The 17,403-nt window shown below is 62.1% G+C and carries 17 protein-coding genes; 10 read left to right on the top strand and 7 right to left on the bottom strand.

From position 1 onward, the window contains the following. Positions 1–41 precede the first annotated feature (41 nt). From PNAP_RS17005 to PNAP_RS16990, 6 genes are all read right to left on the bottom strand, one after another. The gene (locus tag PNAP_RS17005; RefSeq protein WP_041376773.1) at positions 42–2,114 is read right to left on the bottom strand and encodes a ribonuclease catalytic domain-containing protein; all 2,073 of its coding nucleotides are present in this window, start codon (positions 2,112–2,114) and stop codon (positions 42–44) included. Positions 2,115–2,194: 80 nt separating this feature from the next. Further along, positions 2,195–2,485, bottom strand: a complete 291-nt coding sequence (locus PNAP_RS25815) for an RNA-guided endonuclease InsQ/TnpB family protein (RefSeq protein ID WP_011802772.1) — start codon at positions 2,483–2,485, stop codon at positions 2,195–2,197. Between the two features lie 20 nt (positions 2,486–2,505). Beyond that, positions 2,506–3,564: an IS701 family transposase gene (locus PNAP_RS17000; protein ID WP_011802771.1), complete on the bottom strand. Its 1,059-nt coding sequence runs from the start codon at positions 3,562–3,564 to the stop codon at positions 2,506–2,508. A 35-nt stretch (positions 3,565–3,599) separates the two neighbouring features. Further along, complete coding sequence (locus tag PNAP_RS16995; protein ID WP_011802770.1) at positions 3,600–4,367, bottom strand: RNA-guided endonuclease InsQ/TnpB family protein; 768 nt, start codon at positions 4,365–4,367, stop codon at positions 3,600–3,602. A 1-nt stretch (position 4,368) separates the two neighbouring features. Next, positions 4,369–4,503, bottom strand: coding sequence for a ribbon-helix-helix domain-containing protein (locus PNAP_RS25810; RefSeq protein WP_083758062.1), 135 nt, complete (start codon positions 4,501–4,503; stop codon positions 4,369–4,371). 111 nt (positions 4,504–4,614) lie between these two features. Beyond that, positions 4,615–5,199, bottom strand: a complete 585-nt coding sequence (locus PNAP_RS16990; RefSeq protein WP_011802769.1) for a YqiA/YcfP family alpha/beta fold hydrolase — start codon at positions 5,197–5,199, stop codon at positions 4,615–4,617. Between the two features lie 194 nt (positions 5,200–5,393). Between PNAP_RS16990 and rodA the strand changes: the two genes are divergently transcribed. The 5 genes from rodA (at position 5,394) to PNAP_RS16965 (ending at position 11,232) form a co-directional block, all read left to right on the top strand. Next, the gene (rodA, locus tag PNAP_RS16985; protein ID WP_011802768.1) at positions 5,394–6,548 is read left to right on the top strand and encodes a rod shape-determining protein RodA; all 1,155 of its coding nucleotides are present in this window, start codon (positions 5,394–5,396) and stop codon (positions 6,546–6,548) included. A gap of 36 nt (positions 6,549–6,584) precedes the next feature. Continuing rightward, the gene (gene tldD / locus PNAP_RS16980; RefSeq protein WP_011802767.1) at positions 6,585–8,111 is read left to right on the top strand and encodes a metalloprotease TldD; all 1,527 of its coding nucleotides are present in this window, start codon (positions 6,585–6,587) and stop codon (positions 8,109–8,111) included. A 247-nt stretch (positions 8,112–8,358) separates the two neighbouring features. Then, positions 8,359–9,480 (top strand): 3-deoxy-7-phosphoheptulonate synthase, encoded by a 1,122-nt coding sequence (locus tag PNAP_RS16975; RefSeq protein ID WP_011802766.1) that lies wholly within the window; start codon positions 8,359–8,361, stop codon positions 9,478–9,480. 104 nt (positions 9,481–9,584) lie between these two features. Then, positions 9,585–9,896: a hypothetical protein gene (locus tag PNAP_RS16970; protein WP_011802765.1), complete on the top strand. Its 312-nt coding sequence runs from the start codon at positions 9,585–9,587 to the stop codon at positions 9,894–9,896. Positions 9,897–10,056: 160 nt separating this feature from the next. Next, the gene (locus PNAP_RS16965) at positions 10,057–11,232 is read left to right on the top strand and encodes a hypothetical protein (RefSeq protein WP_157040314.1); all 1,176 of its coding nucleotides are present in this window, start codon (positions 10,057–10,059) and stop codon (positions 11,230–11,232) included. A gap of 106 nt (positions 11,233–11,338) precedes the next feature. Here PNAP_RS16965 and mpl read toward each other — a convergent pair whose 3' ends face one another. Further along, positions 11,339–12,766, bottom strand: a complete 1,428-nt coding sequence (gene mpl / locus PNAP_RS16960) for a UDP-N-acetylmuramate:L-alanyl-gamma-D-glutamyl-meso-diaminopimelate ligase (RefSeq protein ID WP_011802763.1) — start codon at positions 12,764–12,766, stop codon at positions 11,339–11,341. A 230-nt stretch (positions 12,767–12,996) separates the two neighbouring features. Between mpl and PNAP_RS16955 the strand changes: the two genes are divergently transcribed. From PNAP_RS16955 to prmA, 5 genes are all read left to right on the top strand, one after another. Next, positions 12,997–13,593 (top strand): hypothetical protein, encoded by a 597-nt coding sequence (locus PNAP_RS16955; protein ID WP_011802762.1) that lies wholly within the window; start codon positions 12,997–12,999, stop codon positions 13,591–13,593. Positions 13,594–13,596: 3 nt separating this feature from the next. Then, positions 13,597–14,130 carry a TlpA disulfide reductase family protein gene (locus PNAP_RS16950; protein ID WP_232290713.1) on the top strand — a complete coding sequence of 178 codons (534 nt, stop codon included), beginning with the start codon at positions 13,597–13,599 and terminating at the stop codon, positions 14,128–14,130. Between the two features lie 335 nt (positions 14,131–14,465). Further along, positions 14,466–14,912 carry an acetyl-CoA carboxylase biotin carboxyl carrier protein gene (accB, locus tag PNAP_RS16945; protein WP_011802760.1) on the top strand — a complete coding sequence of 149 codons (447 nt, stop codon included), beginning with the start codon at positions 14,466–14,468 and terminating at the stop codon, positions 14,910–14,912. Between the two features lie 73 nt (positions 14,913–14,985). Beyond that, the gene (accC, locus tag PNAP_RS16940) at positions 14,986–16,335 is read left to right on the top strand and encodes an acetyl-CoA carboxylase biotin carboxylase subunit (protein WP_011802759.1); all 1,350 of its coding nucleotides are present in this window, start codon (positions 14,986–14,988) and stop codon (positions 16,333–16,335) included. A 124-nt stretch (positions 16,336–16,459) separates the two neighbouring features. Beyond that, positions 16,460–17,350: a 50S ribosomal protein L11 methyltransferase gene (prmA, locus tag PNAP_RS16935; protein ID WP_041377390.1), complete on the top strand. Its 891-nt coding sequence runs from the start codon at positions 16,460–16,462 to the stop codon at positions 17,348–17,350. The last annotated feature ends 53 nt before the right edge of the window (positions 17,351–17,403 follow it).

Here is a 17,403-nt window from a genome sequence, read left to right as displayed (position 1 = left end):
GGCGGCTGCAGTGGACACGGTTCAGGCCATTCGCGCCGGGTTCAGCCTGCGGCCGCAGGCGCGGCTTCGGCATCGGCTTGCGGCTCGCTGATATCGACCGCAATCGAAATCGGCCCGGCGGCCAGGTCATCCTCGCCGTCGTCGCTGTCGTCGGCCTGGGCGGCGCTGCTGGCGGCTTCGGCCTCGGTGTCCAGCCGCTCGATGACGGTGCCGAACACGTCCAGCGTGATCTCGTCAATCTCGCCGAGCTTGACGCGTACATGGGCGCCGCGCGGCAGGCCCTGCGCGCCCATGGCGCCGAGCACCAGCGGCAGCGTGTCGGCGCGCACCAGGTTGTCCTTGAAGCTGGTCGCCGTCAGTTCGGTGATGCCGTTTTGCTCCAGGTATTTGAGCGTCCAGTAGCGCTCGATGCCGGACTGAAAGCCGTTGTAGGCGCTGTAGGCGGCGTCAAAGCACGAAATCACCGAGAACAGGTCGGCGTCCTTGGGCTTGAAGGGTGCCACCAGCGCGGCGCTGCGGCCGTGCTTGACGCAGGCGATGATCTGCCACTGGTTGACCAGATCGGTGTAGCGGCGCAGCGGCGAGGTGGCCCAGACGTAGCTTTTGACGCCCATGCCCGCGTGCGGCAGTGCCTTGGTGCCCATGCGCACCTTCACGCCCGGCGCCATGCTGGCCTGGCTGCGGTAAATGCCCGGAACGCCATGCTCGGCCAGCCACTGGCCCCAGGTGCTGTTGGCCAGGATCATGGCCTCGGCGACGATCAGGTCGAGCGGCGAGCCGCGCTGGCGCGTGCTGATGCTGACCGTCTCAATGCCCTGCGGCTCGCCGCCGGTGGGGTTGTCGAGCTTGAAGTTGTAGTCGGGGCGGTTGAAGTTCTCGGGCTTGCCGCGAACGATTTCGCGCTGGGCTTTCAGGTGCCGGGCCAGCCGGTGCATGAAGGTCAGCTCCACGCCCCATTGAACGTCGGCGCGTGGCGCGCTTTGGGCGGCTTCAAAAAACGCTTCCGTGAAGGTGGTGTCGAGCTGGTCGTGGCGCAGGTTGCTGACGATGGGCACTTGTTCGAGCCGGGTGACGGTCTGCTTGACCTCCAGCGTGGCCTCGTCCATCGTCAGGTAAAGCGACAGGGCAGGGCAGTTGCGGCCTTCCTGCAGCGTGTAGGCCTGCACCACGTCGTCGGGCAGCATGGTCAGCTTGTAGCCCGGCATATAGACGGTGGACATGCGCGCGCGGCCGACCGCATCAATCGGGCTGCCCGGCAGCACGGCCAGGCCGGGCGCTGCGATGTGAACGCCCAGCGTGATGACGCCGCTGCCCAGACCTTGAACCGACAGCGCATCGTCAATCTCGGTGGTGCTGGAGTCGTCGATGGAGAAGGCGCGGACTTCGGCCAGCGGCAGCTCGTCCTTGATGGGCGGCGCCTGCAATTCCGGAAAGCGCGTGCCCTTGGGAAAGTTCTCGAACAAAAAGCGCTTCCAGTGGAACTGGTAGGGCGAGGCAATGGCGCCGGCTTTTTGCAGCAGATCGAGCGGCGCGGTGTGCGTGGCGCGCGAGGCATCGACCACGGCCTTGTACTCGGCGCTGTTCTTGTCGGGCTTGAAAAGGATCTTGTAGAGCTGGTCGCGAATCGGCGCCGGGCACTGGCCCTGTCCGAGTTCCTCGGCCCAGGCGGCGATCTGCGCCGTGATCTGCTTTTTCTTCTTGATGGCGGCCAGCGCCTGCTGCAGGATTTCGGGCGGCGCTTTCTTGAAGCGGCCCTTGCCGGCGCGGCGGAAATAATGCGGCGCGTCGTACAGGCGGAACAGGGCGGCGGCCTGCTGCTCCGCTGAAGCCGGTTTGGACGCATCAGCGCTGAAGTAGTCGCGCGCCAGTTCGGCAAAGCCGAATTCCTCGTCGCTGGCGAATTCCCAGGCCAGGTCCAGGTCGATTTCCTCAATCAGGCGCTGGCCGGCGGCGATGAACTCGGCAGGCGCGGGCTTCTCGAACTTCAGCAGCGCGTTGGCCGACTTGACCTTGACGCGCTTGCCCGAGTCGAGTTCGACCTGCAGCGAGCTGTCGGCTTCCGACAGGATGCGGCCGGCCAGAAATTTTCCAGTTTCTTCAAACAATACAAACACAACGGAATCCTTTAGCCTGGGTGATGCTCGGTAATAGCCCTCGCGGGGCATGCGGCTAGTGTATTGACATCCTACCTGTCCTAAAGGACGGGGATTCCTGCTGCCAGACGCGCATGTCCGCGCGCGAGAATGTTTTTTGCTGCGTTGGTGTCCCGGTCATGCACCGCTCCGCAATCGCTGCAAGTCCACTCTCTTATTCCAAGTCCTGCCCTACCTTTCGGACTGCTGGCGGGGATGACCCCGCAGCACGAGCAAGTCTGGGTTGTGTAACTCTCTCTCACCTCTTCAAAGACGATGCCGGCCTGATGGCTCTTGTATTCCAATAGCGTCTTAAACATTGACCATCCCGCATCCAGCGTGGACTTAGCCATCTTCGTTTTAATCACTGACCTTACGCAGTCGCTCTCCAGTGCTGAAGTTCAGCATAGGCGCTACGCGATGCATTGATGAGCAGTTTGAGCCTTAAGGCAAACGGGTTGATCCGGGTTTTGAGGCTCAGGCATTGGAGTTTGAACACAGCGTAAATGGCCATGAAGACGTGGTTGCTTTGGGTTCTGAGTGTTTGAGTCGGTGACCTGGCCAGGGCGGCATTGGATTTGAGGGATTTGTGAAACACCTCCACTTGCCACCGTTTTTTGTAGCTCGTGGTCATGGCGTCATAGTCGCAAGTGAGGTCGCTGCAGACCAGATGCAGTATCCCCGTGCTGCCGTCCTTGTTCGTAAAGACCTGGCGGACGAAACGGACTGCTTGCGCATGATCCTTGAGCCAGCCCTGCACGGCGGTTTGCTCTGGAAAATCCAGTTCGTCTACCCGCACAAAACGCTTTTTCTTCCTGTCTTCCTCGCTCAGCGCCACCAGCCGGTTGTCCTTGAGCGCGGCAATGAAGTGGCGCCCCTTGCCGGTGATGAAGTCGAAGTTTTCCTTCGACGCGAACCAGCTGTCCATCAGTACGAAGCGAAACTTCAACCCGTTGTGAAGGCACGCCTGGATCATCTCGCGCATGAGTTCATTTTTCGTCACCTCGCTTTTGCGCTTGAGCTTTTGGGTGGCCATGTCGCAGTATTGAAGCGGCTTTTTCACCAGCTCGAACGCCACGGGAATGGTCGCGCCGCTGCAGTGATACACCGCGTTGAGCAGGTTGATTCCTTTGACCGTGCGCCCGCTGCAATGGTCAAAATGCCAACACATCAATTCGCTTTCCTGCGTCCACTCTTTTTCCTGAATCGTGTCGTCAAAAATCAGCACGCCTTCAGCGTTTTCCACTTCCCGCACCATCGCCTTGACTTGCAGCCACAGATCCCTGGACGTGTACGCCTGCTTCGATAAAAGCCGCGTGATCCGGTCATGGCTGACATCACCCTCAACCATCGCCGACAGCCCGGTCGCCGTCGCTGCACCGAAGGTGCTCAACAAATAGTCCGTGTACAACTCCAGGTCAGAATTTTTCATTCCTGTAGCCTATCAAAATCCGCCGCTGCGTAAGGTCAGTTAATCAGCGCCTTGCTGGAGACATTACCCACGAATATCGCGGCATTCTCTGCAACCAGCCGGGTACTGAACTTGTGCATGGCGTCTTTGCGTACATTGGCAATCTTGGCGTGGATAGCCCTTGTCCTGTCCTTCTTTCCCGCACGTTGCGCTATCGCCAGCGCAGGCTCATGCTTGCGATAGGTGCGCGAAGCCAGCGATTGTCCGTTGGAGCAAACTGCAGTGGTTTTCAGGCCCAAGTCGATACCGACACTGGCCGTTCCCGCGCTTGGGGCAACTTCAACCTCCACAGCCACGTTCAAATACCACCGGCCCCGCGCATCCTGGCTGATGGAGCCAGCGCGCAATTCGTATTTACTCAGGCCGTAGCTGTCCCACAGGCCCAGCATCAAGCCGCAAAATTTCACCTGCCCATTGCGATAGACAGCGCCGCCCTTTTTGAACGGTATCCATCCAAGAGATCGCTTGGGCGATTTTGGGTTGCTCACGCGCCAGTTCAGCCGGGCTTTCTTGAACTGCCTGCGCCGGGTGGCGTATTCCTCGCAGACAAGCTGCACCGTTGCGCTGCCAACCTTCACGCCATCGCACTTGCTGAATCCTGCCGCGTACTTTTGCAGGTCGTAGCTGCTCAGCCATTTGTGGCGCTCGCGGATGGAGCGGTGCGACAACTCGTTGACGTAGTTCCAGACCTGATTGACCTCACGCGCCATCGCTGCAAGCGCGCTGGCGTGCTTGTCCTTGATGCGCAGCTTGAGGGTTTTCACATTAGAGGCCTATGCTTTTCAGGTAGGTCTCGACCGCCCGGCGAATGATCTCGCTGACGGGGATGCCAGTGTGGAGCTTGGCCGCTTTCAGGCGTTCAAGCATTTCTTCGGGGAAAAAGAAATTGGTGCGTTTCATGTGAGTGTTTTAACACATACAAGGCACACAATGCAACGATGCCTTTGGCGTCAAGCGCCCTTGACCCTGGCCTGAAGGCCGAGGCTTGCTGCGTTCCGGGTCAAGCTGCTTTCAGGCCAGGCGCAGAAAGTCCAAGATCAGCGGCAGGTGCGCGTCGAAGTCGCTCAGCGCATGGTCGCCGCCTTCGAGCAGGCGCACTCTAGCGCCCGCATATCGCGCCGCCATCTCGCGCCAGTCCAGCACTTCGTCGCCCCTGGCGATGATGGCCAGGTAGTTGTGCGGAACCTTCAGCGGCCCCGCCTGCAGCGCGCGCAGTTCATCGACAAAGCGCGCTTCAAAGAAAAAGTGCTCGCCGGGGTTCTGCCAGGTGGTTTGCTCGCCGATGTAGCTCGCCAGGTCACGCGCCGGATCGACCGCCGGGTTCAGCAGCACGGCCTTGCAGCCCTGGCGCTCGGCGACCGCCGTCGCGTAGAAACCGCCCAGCGAGGAGCCGATGACGGCCATGGATTCGGCCGGCCAGTCCGCGATGCCGGCTTGAAGCCGCGCCATGGCCTCTTGCGGCGAGGGCGGCAGTTGCGGGCACCACCAGCGCACCGCCGGGTGGCGTTCAGCCATCAGGGCGGCCATTTTTTGGGCCTTGGCCGATTGGGGGGAAGAGCGAAAGCCGTGCAGGTAGAGCAGGTGGGTGATGGGCATGCGTGCATGGTAAACGCGCCACCCGAAGCCGCCATGGCGCCTGAACGCGTGGGCGCGGGTCAAATTCATAACAAAATAGCCTGTTTGCGCAATAGGGTAGGGCATAAGGTGCTATGTTTTTAGTAGTAAAAAAGGCGCCGGATGATGCCCCTTCAGCCTGCGGGCTGGCGGCACGCTGACCGATAATCGCGCCCATGTCCGCCGTCTTCGATAAACCGTCCCTTTACCAGCGAGCCCTGCCTGTGCTGCAGGGTTTTGATGGCCTGCTTGCCTTTGCGGTGTTCCTGCTGGCTTGCGCCGGCCTGCTGATCATGTATTCGTCGGGCTACGACCACGGCACGCGCTTTGCCGACCATGGACGCAACATGCTGATTGCCGGCGCCATCATGTTCGTGGTGGCGCAGGTTCCGCCGCAGCGGCTGATGGTTTTTGCCGTGCCGCTGTACATCACCGGCGTGACCCTGCTGGTGGCGGTACTGGCGTTTGGCATCACCAAGAAGGGCGCCAGGCGCTGGATCAACCTCGGGGTGGTGATTCAGCCCAGCGAAATCCTGAAAATCGCCATGCCCTTGATGCTGGCCTGGTGGTTCCAGAAGCGCGAAGGGCAGTTGCGCCCGCTCGATTTCGTCGTCGGCCTGGTGCTGCTGGCCTTGCCGGTCGGCCTGATCATGAAGCAGCCCGACCTGGGAACGTCGCTCCTGGTGCTGGCCGCCGGCCTGGCGGTGATTTTTTTTGCCGGCCTGAGCTGGAAGCTGATTCTTCCGCCCGTGCTGCTGGGCGTGGTGGGCATTTCGCTGATCGTCTGGTTCGAGCCGCAGCTGTGCGCCGACGGCATGCGCTGGCCGGTGCTGCACGACTATCAGCAGCAGCGCATCTGCACGCTGCTGGACCCGTCGCGCGACCCGCTGGGCAAGGGCTTTCACATCATCCAGGGCATGATTGCGATTGGCTCGGGCGGGGTGTTCGGCAAGGGCTTCATGGCCGGCACGCAGACGCACCTGGAGTTCATTCCCGAGCGCACGACCGACTTCATCTTTGCGGCGTATTCCGAGGAATTCGGCCTGATCGGCAATCTGCTGCTGATCTCGGGCTTTCTCTTTCTGATTTTTCGCGGCCTGGCGATTGCGATGGATGCGCCCAGCATGTTTTCGCGGCTGCTGGCCGGCGCGCTGACGATGATTTTTTTCACCTATGCCTTCGTCAACATGGGCATGGTCAGCGGCATTTTGCCGGTGGTGGGTGTTCCCTTGCCCTTCATCAGTTACGGCGGCACGGCCATGGTGACGCTGGGCCTGGCCATCGGCATGCTGATGTCGATTGCCAAGGCCAAGCGGCTGATGCAGACTTGAGCAACAACGCAGGATGACTCTGCCTACAATGACCGGATGACCTCACTCAATTCCGCCGCCGCCTCCGTTCGCCAAACCAATGTCTCCGGGCGTCCGCCGGCCCGGCCCACCAAGGATTCCACCGCCGGGCGGCTGGCGATTGCGCAAAAGCTGCTGCTGGCGCCCTTCGGCCTGGACGAAGCCGCCTTGAGCCGGGCGCTGGGCGAGATCACTTCCTATGGCGTGGACGATGCCGACCTGTATTTCCAGTACACCCGCAGCGAAGGCTGGAGCCTGGAAGAAGGCATCGTCAAGACCGGCTCCTTCAGCATCGACCAGGGCGTCGGCGTTCGCGCCGTGAGCGGCGAGAAAACCGCCTTTGCCTATTCCGACGATATTTCCGAAGCCTCGCTGCTCGATGCGGCGCGCACCGTGCGCAGCATCTCGGCCGCCGCCAAGTCCGGGCGCGTCAAGACGCCGGCCCGCAAGGTGGCCAGCAGCCGCTCGCTCTACCGCGACCTGGACCCGATTGCCACGCTGGACAGCACCGCCAAGGTCGAGCTGCTAGGCAAGGTTGAAAAGCTCGCCAAGGCCAAAGACCCGCGCATCGTGCAGGTCATGGCCGGACTGGCCAGCGAATACGACGTGGTGATGGTGGCGCGCGCCGACGGCACGCTGGCCGCCGATGTGCGCCCGCTGGTGCGCCTGAGCGTGACCGTGATCGCCGAGCAAAAAGGCCGGCGCGAAGTGGGCTCCAGCGGCGGTGGCGGCCGTTTTGGCCTGGCCTATTTTGACGACACGCAAATTGCCCAGTACGTCGATGCGGCCGTGAATGCCGCGCTGACCAACCTGGACGCGCGCCCCGCGCCGGCCGGCCAGATGACCGTGGTGCTGGGCTCCGGCTGGCCCGGCATCCTGCTGCACGAGGCCATTGGCCACGGGCTGGAAGGCGACTTCAACCGCAAGGGCTCCAGTGCGTTTTCGGGTCGCATCGGCGAGCGCGTGGCCGCCAAGGGCGTGACGGTGCTCGACGACGGCACGATTGCCGACCGCCGGGGCTCGCTCAACATCGACGACGAGGGCAATGTCAGCCAGCGCAATGTGCTGATCGAAGACGGCATCCTGAAGGGCTACATCCAGGATTCGATGAATGCGCGCCTGATGAATGTCAAGCCCACCGGCAACGGCCGGCGCGAAAGCTATGCCCATGTGCCGATGCCGCGCATGACCAACACCTACATGCTGGGCGGCGACAAGGCGCCCGAGGAAATCATCGCCAGCATCAAGAAAGGCCTGTACGCCAGCAACTTTGCCGGCGGCCAGGTGGACATCACCTCGGGCAAGTTCGTGTTCTCGGCCAGCGAAGCGTTCTGGGTTGAAAACGGCAAGATTCTTTATCCGGTCAAGGGCGCGACGATTGTCGGCAACGGCCCCGATGCGCTGACCCGCGTCACCATGATCGGCAACGACATGAAGCTCGACAGCGGCGTCGGCACCTGCGGCAAGGAAGGCCAGAGCGTGCCGGTCGGCGTCGGCCAGCCGACGCTGCGCATTGACGGGCTGACCGTGGGCGGCACCGCCTGAGCCCGGTCGATTCAGGATTGTTTTTAAGCTGTGCTACATTCCAGCAGATGAATTCCGCGAAATTTTCTTTTGCTTACTTTTGGTTCTCAAGCGCCCCCGGCGGTAGAGAGACTTTCGCGTAAGCACTAAAAACGCACCGAATCTCCAAAAACCGCCGGCCACCCGGCGGTTTTTTTTTGCCCTTGCCGATTTGCCAATCCCGTGAAATCCCTGAATCAGTTCTGAAATCTTTAAAAGGAAGCCTGTGATGAATGCCAAAGCCACCCCCGCCAGCCCAAGCTGGTATGCGGACGTCGAAAAAACCAGCCAGACCGACGACAAACGCATCAAGGACATCACCGTGCTACCCCCTCCCGAGCATCTCATCCGCTTTTTCCCGATCAACGGCACCGCCGTCGAATCGCTGATCACCCAGACGCGCCAGAACATCCACAACATCATGGCCGGCACCGACGACCGCCTGCTGGTGGTGATTGGCCCGTGCTCGATCCACGACCCGATGGCCGCGCTCGACTATGCCCGCCGCCTGGCCGAGCAGCGCAAGAAATACGCCGGAACGCTGGAAATCGTGATGCGGGTGTACTTTGAAAAGCCGCGCACCACCGTCGGCTGGAAAGGCTTGATCAACGACCCGTACCTCGATGAAACCTTCCGCATCGACGAGGGCCTGCGCATTGCCCGCCAGCTGCTGATCGACATCAACCGCCTGGACGTGCCGGCCGGCAGCGAGTTCCTGGACGTGATCTCCCCGCAGTACATCGGCGACCTGATTTCCTGGGGCGCGATTGGCGCGCGCACCACCGAAAGCCAGGTGCACCGCGAACTGGCTTCGGGCCTGTCGGCGCCAATTGGCTTCAAGAACGGCACCGACGGCAACATCCGCATCGCCACCGATGCCATCCAGGCGGCGGCGCGCGGCCACCATTTCCTGTCGGTCCACAAAAACGGCCAGGTCGCGATTGTGCAAACCCAGGGCAACAAGGACTGCCACGTCATCCTGCGCGGCGGCAAGGCGCCCAACTATGACGCCGCCAGCGTGAGCGCTGCCTGCAAGGAACTGCATGCCGCAGGCCTGCCGGCCACCTTGATGGTCGATTGCAGCCATGCCAACAGTTCCAAAAAGCACGAAAGGCAGATGGACGTGGCGCGCGACATTGCCGCCCAGATCGCCGATGGCTCACGCAATGTGTTTGGCCTGATGGTTGAAAGCCACCTGAAGGCCGGCGCGCAAAAGTTCACGGCCGGCAAGGACGATGCCCGGGCGCTCGAATATGGCCAGAGCATCACCGACGCCTGCCTGGGCTGGGACGACTCGCTGGCCATGCTGGAGTCGCTGTCAGCCGCCGTAGAGGCTCGTCGGGCAAAATAATAAACCTGCAGCCGCAGGCGCACCAAGGCGCTGCCAGGGTCCGCGAAAGGGCGGGTCGCTGAACACGGCGCCATGATTCATCATCATTTTTTCAGGAAACCATCATGCGTAGTGAAGTCAGCGTCATCTTCAAAAACCAGGCCCCTGTGCGCATTGAGCTGCACGACGTGGAACCCATGCCCAGCGAGGCGGCGCGCCGCTGGCTCGACGAGCAGTTCACCCAGATGGGCTGCGAGCCGCTGCGGCCCACCGGCAAACTGCTGACCGCCGACAAGGTGGTGGTGGTGGCCGAAGCGGCCGGGCCGGTGAAGTTTGCCGATGCCCAGTGGGCGCGGGCGTTTGCCGGCGCGGCGGCGGCGGCCCTGGGCCGGCCGATGGTCAATATTGACGTGACAACATTGAGCATCAGCTATTGAATCGGTGCTTGGCGGCGCAGGGTAAAAACTGAAACTCTTTTCAATTTGCTATTAATAAAATAGCTGGCTGCGCTCGTTTATATTGGCCTTGAGGGCTAAAAAATCGCTACCGCACCCAGGACGATATTCTTCAATGGTCAAGCCTGTTGATGCCAACGCCATGAAAAAACCCAAAGCTAAATCCAAACCCAAATCCGATCTGTTCGCCGAAGCCGCGCCTGCCGCCGACCCGGTAACGCCCGGCAGCGCCCTGCGGCTCGATGGCGGCAAGGGGGGGCCGCGTCTGTCCGCCGGGCAGCAGCGCTTTAACCGCCTGCTGGCCAAAATCGACAAGCTCGAAGGCCAGGTCACGGAAATCCGGGCGCTGGCCGACGCCTTTCGCCCGCTCTACCAAAGCACGCTGGAGCCGCTGCGTGGGGAACACCGGGCGTTGATGCGCCGCATGGCGCTGTGCCTGGACGAGCGGCTGCAGCGCAAGGGCTTGAGCCCAGCCCAAAAGCGCGACGGCCTTGAAATTCTTTGCGACCTGTGCGAGACGCTGGCGGCCTTTGGCGATGAGGCCATGGCCGCGCTGCACGACCAGCGCAGCGAGCGCACTTTGCGCCAGAAAGAACAAGAGCATGCGGCCATGATGCGTTCGATGATGGAAAACGCGCTGGGCCGGCCGCTCGACGTGGAGGCGCAGGATGATTCGCTGGACCCGCTCGAAGCCGTGCTGCGCGCCGGTCACGAGGGCTTGCACGAAGCGATGCAGGCCGACGAAGTAAAACGCGAGGCGGCCCAGGCTAGAAGAAAAAAGAAAACCCCCACGCCGGCCCAGATCAAGGCCGGGCAGGAGCAGGAAGACGCCGACAGCGTCTTGCGCCAGGTGTACCGCCAGCTCGCCAGCGCGCTGCACCCCGACCGCGAGCGCGACCCGGCCGAGCACCAGCGCAAAACCGCGCTGATGAGCGAAGCCAACGCCGCCTACGCCAAGCAAGACCTGATGGCCCTGCTGCATCTGCAGTTGCGCATTGCCCAGGCCGATGCGCAGGATTTGCTGCAGCAGCCCGAGGAACGCATCGCCGCCATGAGCCGGCTGCTCAAGCAGCAGGCCACCGAGCTGGAGAATGAACTGTTTGCCCGGCAACACCACCTCAAGGATGAGTTTGATCTCGATATCTACCAGATGCCGACCGCCGCCACGCTACGGCGCCAGCTTGAGTTGCAGGCGAAAGACTTGAAGGAAGAGCTGGCTTTCATGGAAGCGGACATTGCGCAGGTGCAGGACGACGCAGGCTTCAAGCGCTGGCTGAAAGCGCAGCGCAAGATGAGCCGGGAGGCGGATTATTTTTGACCGGCAGCGGAAATTTCAGGTGTTTTTAACCGTTTTGCGCATTATCCATGGGCGTGAGTAGCTATTAAATATATAGCGCTATGGGCGAGGGTGAAGCCGCCGGGCATCATGGCTGCGTCAGCGCCGCCAGCAATTTGGCATGAATGCCGCCAAAGCCGCCGTTGCTCATGCACAGCAAATGGTCGCCCGGCCGGGCGGCGGCCTTGACCTGCGCCAGCAACTGGTCCAGATCGTCGGCCACCTGGGCGCGTTCCGCCATTGGGGCCAGCGCGGCGCGGGCGTCCCAGTCCAGTCCGCCGGCATGGCAAAACGCCAGGTCGGCGTGCTCCAGGCTCCACGGCAGTTGCGCGGTCATGGTGCCGAGCTTCATGGTGTTGCTGCGCGGCTCGAAAATCGCCAGGATGCGTTCGGCGCTTTTGCCCGCGCCATCAAGCTGACGGCGCAGGCCGTCGATAGTGGTGTGAATGGCGGTTGGATGGTGGGCGAAATCGTCATACACCGTGATGGGGCCGCCAGCGCGCTGCACGCTGCCGCGCACTTCCATGCGGCGCTTGACGTTCTGGAATGAGGCCAGCGCCTCGGCAGCCGCTTCGGGTGCCACGCCCAGATGCTCGGCGGCGGCGATGGCCGCCAGCGCGTTGAGCTGGTTGTGCATGCCGCTGATGTCCCACTGCAGCCGGGCAACGGTTTCGCCGGCCTTGAGCACCTGGAAATCGTTCGGCTCGCCCTGCGCTGTAAAACCGCCATGACCGGGGGCGCCGCCAAACGGCACCTGTTCGCTCCAGCAGCCCTGGGCCAGCACGCGCTGCAAGCTGTCCTCGTTGGCATTGAAAACCACCCGGCCCTGTGAGGGAACGGTGCGCACCAGGTGATGGAACTGCCGTTCGATGGCTGCCAGGTCGTCAAAAATATCGGCGTGGTCGAATTCCAGGTTGTTCAAGATCGCTGTGCGCGGGCGGTAGTGGACAAACTTGCTGCGCTTGTCGAAAAACGCCGTGTCGTATTCATCGGCTTCGATGACAAAGGCGTTTCCCGTCCCCAGGCGCGCCGACACGCCAAAGTTCAGCGGCACGCCGCCGATCAGAAAACCGGGCTGCAGGCCGGCGCATTCCAGGATCCAGGTCAGCATGGCGGTCGTGGTGGTCTTGCCGTGGGTGCCGGCGACGGCCAGCACATGGCGCGGGCCGGTGGCATGGTGCGTCGGGTGGTGCAGCACATGGCCCGACAGCCACTGCGGCCCGCTGGTGTAGGGCTGGCCGCTGTTGAGGATGGCTTCCATCAACGGATATTTGGGTGTGCCGTCGGCCAGCCGCGCGCGAGAGACCACATTGCCAATCACGAACACATCGGGCGCCAGGGCCATCTGGTCGGCGCTGTAGCCTTCAATCAGCTCAATGCCCAGGCCGCGCAACTGGTCGCTCATCGGCGGATAGACGCCGGTGTCGCAACCCGTCACCTTGTGCCCCGCCTCCCGTGCCAGCGCGGCCAGGCCGCCCATGAAAGTCCCGCAGATTCCCAGAATATGTATGTGCATCGCCTGTATTTTAGGGAGGCTATTTCAGGCCACCATTTTTTAAGGAAAATAAGCCTCTGGCGCAATAAGGACGTGCGCAAGCAGCTCTTTATTTCATAGCAGGTGAAGATTGCCGTGAACTTTGCGCGCAGGCGCGGCCCTAATGTGGGCACAATTGCTTTCAACGCCTTCGGGCTGTCTTCAACCCTTGACCATTCGCTCCTGGCCCCACAGGCCAGCCGACCCTGAACTTGTACACCCTCAAATCCGAAATTGCCGCCACCGCCGCTGCGCTGGTGGTCGAAGAAGGGCTGGAATACGGCCCGGCCAAACGCCGCGCGATCAAGCAGCTGGCCTTGCCCGCGCGCACCGCCTTGCCCGACAACGACGCGCTCGAAGACGCCGTGCGCGAGTACATCGAACTGTTCTGCGCCGACACCCAGCCGGCTGAACTGGCCGCGCTGCGCGAGCTGGCGCTGGTGTGGATGCAGCGCATGGCCGCTTTCAGGCCTTACTTGGCCGGTGCGGTCTGGCATGGCACGGCAACCCGGCTGTCCGACATCTATATCCAGCTGTTTTGCGACGACCCGAAATCGGCTGAAATTGCGCTGATCGAGCACAACGTCGATTACGAGCCACGCACCGTGACCGGTTTTACCGGCGGCAGCGTGGAAGCGCTCTCCTTGAGCAGCCTGTGCCAGGCGCTGAATGAAAACATTGGCGTTCACCTGATGGTCTATGACCACGACGACCTGCGCGGCGCCTTGCGGCCCGACGCCAAAGGCCGTGCGCCGCGCGGCGACCTGGCTGCCGTGCAAAAATTATTGTCCATCCCTTTTGGAGTCTGAAAAGTGAATCGCAGAAACATGCTGTATGGCGGCGTTGCCGCTGCAGCGGCGCTGGCCGGCGCCGGCGCGGCCTGGTGGAAATTTCAGCCGCATGAGGCAACGCCCGAAGCCGTGGCGAAAGTGGCAGCTTCCTTCTGGAGCCTGAGCTTTGACACGCCTGACGGCAAACCGCTGCCGATGAGCAGTTTTCGCGGCAAGCTGCTGCTGGTCAATTTCTGGGCCACCTGGTGCCCGCCCTGCGTCGAAGAGCTTCCCTTGCTGGATTTTTTCTACCAGGAAAACAAGGACAAAAACCTTCAGGTGGTCGGTCTGGCGGTCGATCAGCCGAGCGCGGTGCAAACCTGGCTCAAGACCCAGCCGCTGAATTTTCCGGTCGGCATGGCCGGACTCGGGGGAATGAAGTTGAGCAAATCGCTGGGAAACATGACGGGCGCCCTGCCTTTCACCGTGGTTTTCAGCCCTTCAGGCGTGCTGATGCACCGCAAGATCGGCAAGGTGTTGCCCGAAGAACTGGTGCAATGGACAAAACTGGTCTGATGCCGGGCGGAATGTAAAAATCAGCCGTTTTGCATTCGCTCAAGCGGGGCTGGTTGCCGCTCGGCGGGTGGTTTGCTTCCTTCCCCCGGGGCGGGTTTTCCCGGGCTGGTGCGCGCTGATGAGCTTGCCGGATTCGCCTTGAGGTACACTTTGCTTTTTTGTATCAGGGCGCCTTGCGTTGCCGCGTAATCATTATCTGATAGACGCTGTAAGGCGAAATAACAGAAAGTAAGCGAAGAAAGAGGGAGGATCGGCCAAGCACGCCATTTTCCTCTTCGTTCAAACCGTGCGTCCGAAAACCGCATGCCAGCATCCACCTCCGTTGGAAAGAATCTATGGATCTAAGAAAACTCAAAACCCTGATCGACCTTGTTTCAGAGTCCAATGTGTCTGAACTTGAGATTACAGAGGCCGAAGGCAAGGTCCGAATTGTCAAGGCCAGCGGCGTTCCCATGATGATGATGCACCAGCCCGCCATGGCCATGGCGGCGGCGCCGACAACGGCCACGCCAGTGACTGTGGCTGAAGCCGTCGCTGTTCAACCCGCCGGCCACGCGGTCAAGTCGCCCATGGTCGGCACGTTTTACCGCTCCTCCAGTCCCGGCTCCAACCCGTTTGTCGAAATCGGCAGCGTGGTCAAGGAAGGCGACACGGTCTGCATCATCGAGGCGATGAAGATCCTCAACGAGATCGAGGCCGACAAGTCGGGCACCGTCACCAAGATTCTTTCCGAAAACGGCCAGGCCGTGGAATACGGCCAGCCTCTCTTCATGATTGAGTGAGCGGGCCTGCCGCCCCCCATTGCCAGACCGGCCGCACGGCCGGCCCCATCGGCCAGACCAGGTACTTCGACGCATGTTTAAAAAAATACTGATCGCCAATCGCGGCGAGATCGCCCTGCGCATACAGCGGGCCTGCCGGGAACTCGGCGTCAAGGCCGTGATGGTGTATTCCGAAGCGGACCGCGAGGCCAAATACATCAAGCTGGCTGACGAGGCCGTCTGCATCGGGCCGGCGCCTTCATCGCTGAGCTACCTCAACATGCCAGCTATCATTTCGGCCGCCGAGGTGACCGACGCCGAGGCGATTCACCCTGGCTATGGTTTCCTGAGCGAGAACGCCGATTTTGCCGAGCGGGTCGAAAAAAGCGGCTTCAAGTTCATCGGCCCCTCGCCCGAATCCATCCGCCTGATGGGCGACAAGGTGTCGGCCAAGCAGACCATGCTGAAAGCCGGCGTGCCCTGCGTGCCCGGCTCCGAGGGCGCATTGCCGGCTGATCCGGCCTTCATCAAGCGCATTGCCAAGCAGATCGGCTACCCGGTCATCATCAAGGCCGCCGGCGGTGGCGGCGGACGCGGCATGCGCGTGGTGCATACCGAAGCGGCCCTGCTCAATGCCGTGCAGACCACCAAGGCCGAAGCCGGCGCGGCCTTTGGCAACCCGGAGGTCTATATGGAAAAATTCCTGCAGAACCCCCGGCACATCGAGATCCAGATTCTGGCCGACCAGTTCAAGAACGCGGTCTGGCTCGGCGAGCGCGACTGCTCCATGCAGCGCCGCCACCAGAAAGTCATCGAGGAAGGACCGGCCCCAGGCATTCCGCGCAAGCTGATCGAACGCATAGGCGCGCGCTGCGTGACGGCGGTCAAGAAGTTCGGCTACCGTGGCGCTGGCACGTTTGAGTTCCTCTACGAAGACGGCGAGTTCTACTTCATCGAGATGAACACCCGCGTCCAGGTCGAGCACCCGGTGACCGAGTGGATCACCGGCATCGATATCGTGCGCACGCAAATCATGGTGGCTGCCGGCGAACGGTTGCCCTTTACCCAGCGCGACATCCAGATCAAGGGACATTCCATCGAGTGCCGCATCAACGCCGAAGATCCGTACAAATTCACGCCTTCGCCAGGACGCATCACCAACTGGCACCCGCCCGGCGGGCCGGGCGTGCGGGTGGATTCGCATATTTACTCCAACTATTTCGTGCCGCCCAACTACGACTCGATGATCGGCAAGATCATCGTGCATGCCGACACCCGCGAGCAGGCGCTGGCGCGCATGAGCGCGGCCCTGGGCGAGACCGTGGTCGAGGGCATCAACACCAACATTGCGCTGCACCGAGAACTCATGGTGGACGCCAAGTTCATGGACGGCGGCACCAACATCCACTACCTTGAAGAGTGGCTGTCAAAGCGTGAACGCTAAAGATATGGCCCCCACGGTCGCTCACTGCGTGTGCTTCCTGCCCCCCGAGGGGGCCGCTGCGCCTGCGGTCTGGCTGAGCCAGATCCGCGCGGCCCTGACTTAAGCCGACTGTTGTAGATAAATGATGTTTGAATTAATCTTGTTAGCCCCTGTCGTCCAGGTGGAAACCCTCAGCGACGCGCTCGATGCCCTGGATGCGCTCAGCGTCTCGGTCGAAGACGCCGACGCGCACACCCCGGCTGAGCAGGCCCTGTTCGGCGAACCCGGCATGCCGCCGCCCAAGGCCGGCTGGGAGCGCTCGCGCATCGTGGCGCTGTTTGCCACCGAAGCGCTGGCGCGCGATGCGGCCACGCTGCTGCAGGCCCAGGATTTCTTTGCCGGCTGCCATGTGGTCGCGATTCAGGCCGTGCCCGAGCAGGACTGGGTCCGGCTGACGCAGTCGCAGTTCACGCCGGTCGAGATCACGCCCGAATTCTGGATCGTGCCGACCTGGCATGAGCCGCCGGCGCAGGCCCGGCAGGTGATCCGGCTCGACCCGGGCCTGGCCTTTGGCACCGGCACCCATCCGACGACGCGCATGTGCCTGCGCTGGATTGCGGCGCGGGGCACGTCAGGCCAGTCGCTGGGCCGCGTGCTCGACTACGGCTGCGGCTCCGGCATCCTGGCGATTGGCGCGGCCAAGTTTGGCGCGGTGGCGATTGACGCGGTCGATATCGACGAGGCCGCTGTTGAATCGACCCGCGCCAATGCCCAGGCCAACCATGTGCAGCTGCAGACCGGCCTGCCCGACAAGGCCGTGGGCCGCTACCAGACGGTGCTGGCCAACATCCTGGCAACGCCTTTGCGCGTGCTGGCGCCGCTGCTGTGCGCGCATGTCCAGCCGGGCGGCAACCTGGTGCTGGCAGGTATTCTGGAGCGCCAGGCCGATGAGCTGAAGGCTGCGTACCTGCCTTATTGCCAGCTCCAGGTCCAGGACGAGCAAGAAGGCTGGATCCTGATGACCGCGCAGTTTTGAGCGCGCTGGCGTAACGCAGCTTCAGGCCCGGTTTTTCCGGAAATGATTTTTCA

This window comes from Polaromonas naphthalenivorans CJ2 (genome assembly GCF_000015505.1).
Lineage (GTDB): Bacteria > Pseudomonadota > Gammaproteobacteria > Burkholderiales > Burkholderiaceae_C > Polaromonas > Polaromonas naphthalenivorans.
The sequence above is the reverse complement of the archived record's forward strand: the minus strand, read 5'-3'. Positions and strand labels throughout refer to the sequence as shown.

Bases quoted from the DNA above. Each gene is read 5' to 3' on its own strand.
- PNAP_RS25815 (WP_011802772.1), bottom strand. From the start codon at position 2,485: ATGGCTAAGTCCACGCTGGATGCGGGATGGTCAATGTTTAAGACGCTA.
- PNAP_RS17000 (WP_011802771.1), bottom strand. From the start codon at position 3,564: ATGAAAAATTCTGACCTGGAGTTGTACACGGACTATTTGTTGAGCACC.
- PNAP_RS25810 (WP_083758062.1), bottom strand. From the start codon at position 4,503: ATGAAACGCACCAATTTCTTTTTCCCCGAAGAAATGCTTGAACGCCTG.
- PNAP_RS16990 (WP_011802769.1), bottom strand. From the start codon at position 5,199: ATGCCCATCACCCACCTGCTCTACCTGCACGGCTTTCGCTCTTCCCCC.
- rodA (WP_011802768.1), top strand. From the start codon at position 5,394: ATGTCCGCCGTCTTCGATAAACCGTCCCTTTACCAGCGAGCCCTGCCT.
- tldD (WP_011802767.1), top strand. From the start codon at position 6,585: ATGACCTCACTCAATTCCGCCGCCGCCTCCGTTCGCCAAACCAATGTC.
- PNAP_RS16975 (WP_011802766.1), top strand. From the start codon at position 8,359: ATGAATGCCAAAGCCACCCCCGCCAGCCCAAGCTGGTATGCGGACGTC.
- PNAP_RS16970 (WP_011802765.1), top strand. From the start codon at position 9,585: ATGCGTAGTGAAGTCAGCGTCATCTTCAAAAACCAGGCCCCTGTGCGC.
- PNAP_RS16965 (WP_157040314.1), top strand. From the start codon at position 10,057: ATGAAAAAACCCAAAGCTAAATCCAAACCCAAATCCGATCTGTTCGCC.
- mpl (WP_011802763.1), bottom strand. From the start codon at position 12,766: ATGCACATACATATTCTGGGAATCTGCGGGACTTTCATGGGCGGCCTG.
- accB (WP_011802760.1), top strand. From the start codon at position 14,466: ATGGATCTAAGAAAACTCAAAACCCTGATCGACCTTGTTTCAGAGTCC.
- accC (WP_011802759.1), top strand. From the start codon at position 14,986: ATGTTTAAAAAAATACTGATCGCCAATCGCGGCGAGATCGCCCTGCGC.
- prmA (WP_041377390.1), top strand. From the start codon at position 16,460: ATGTTTGAATTAATCTTGTTAGCCCCTGTCGTCCAGGTGGAAACCCTC.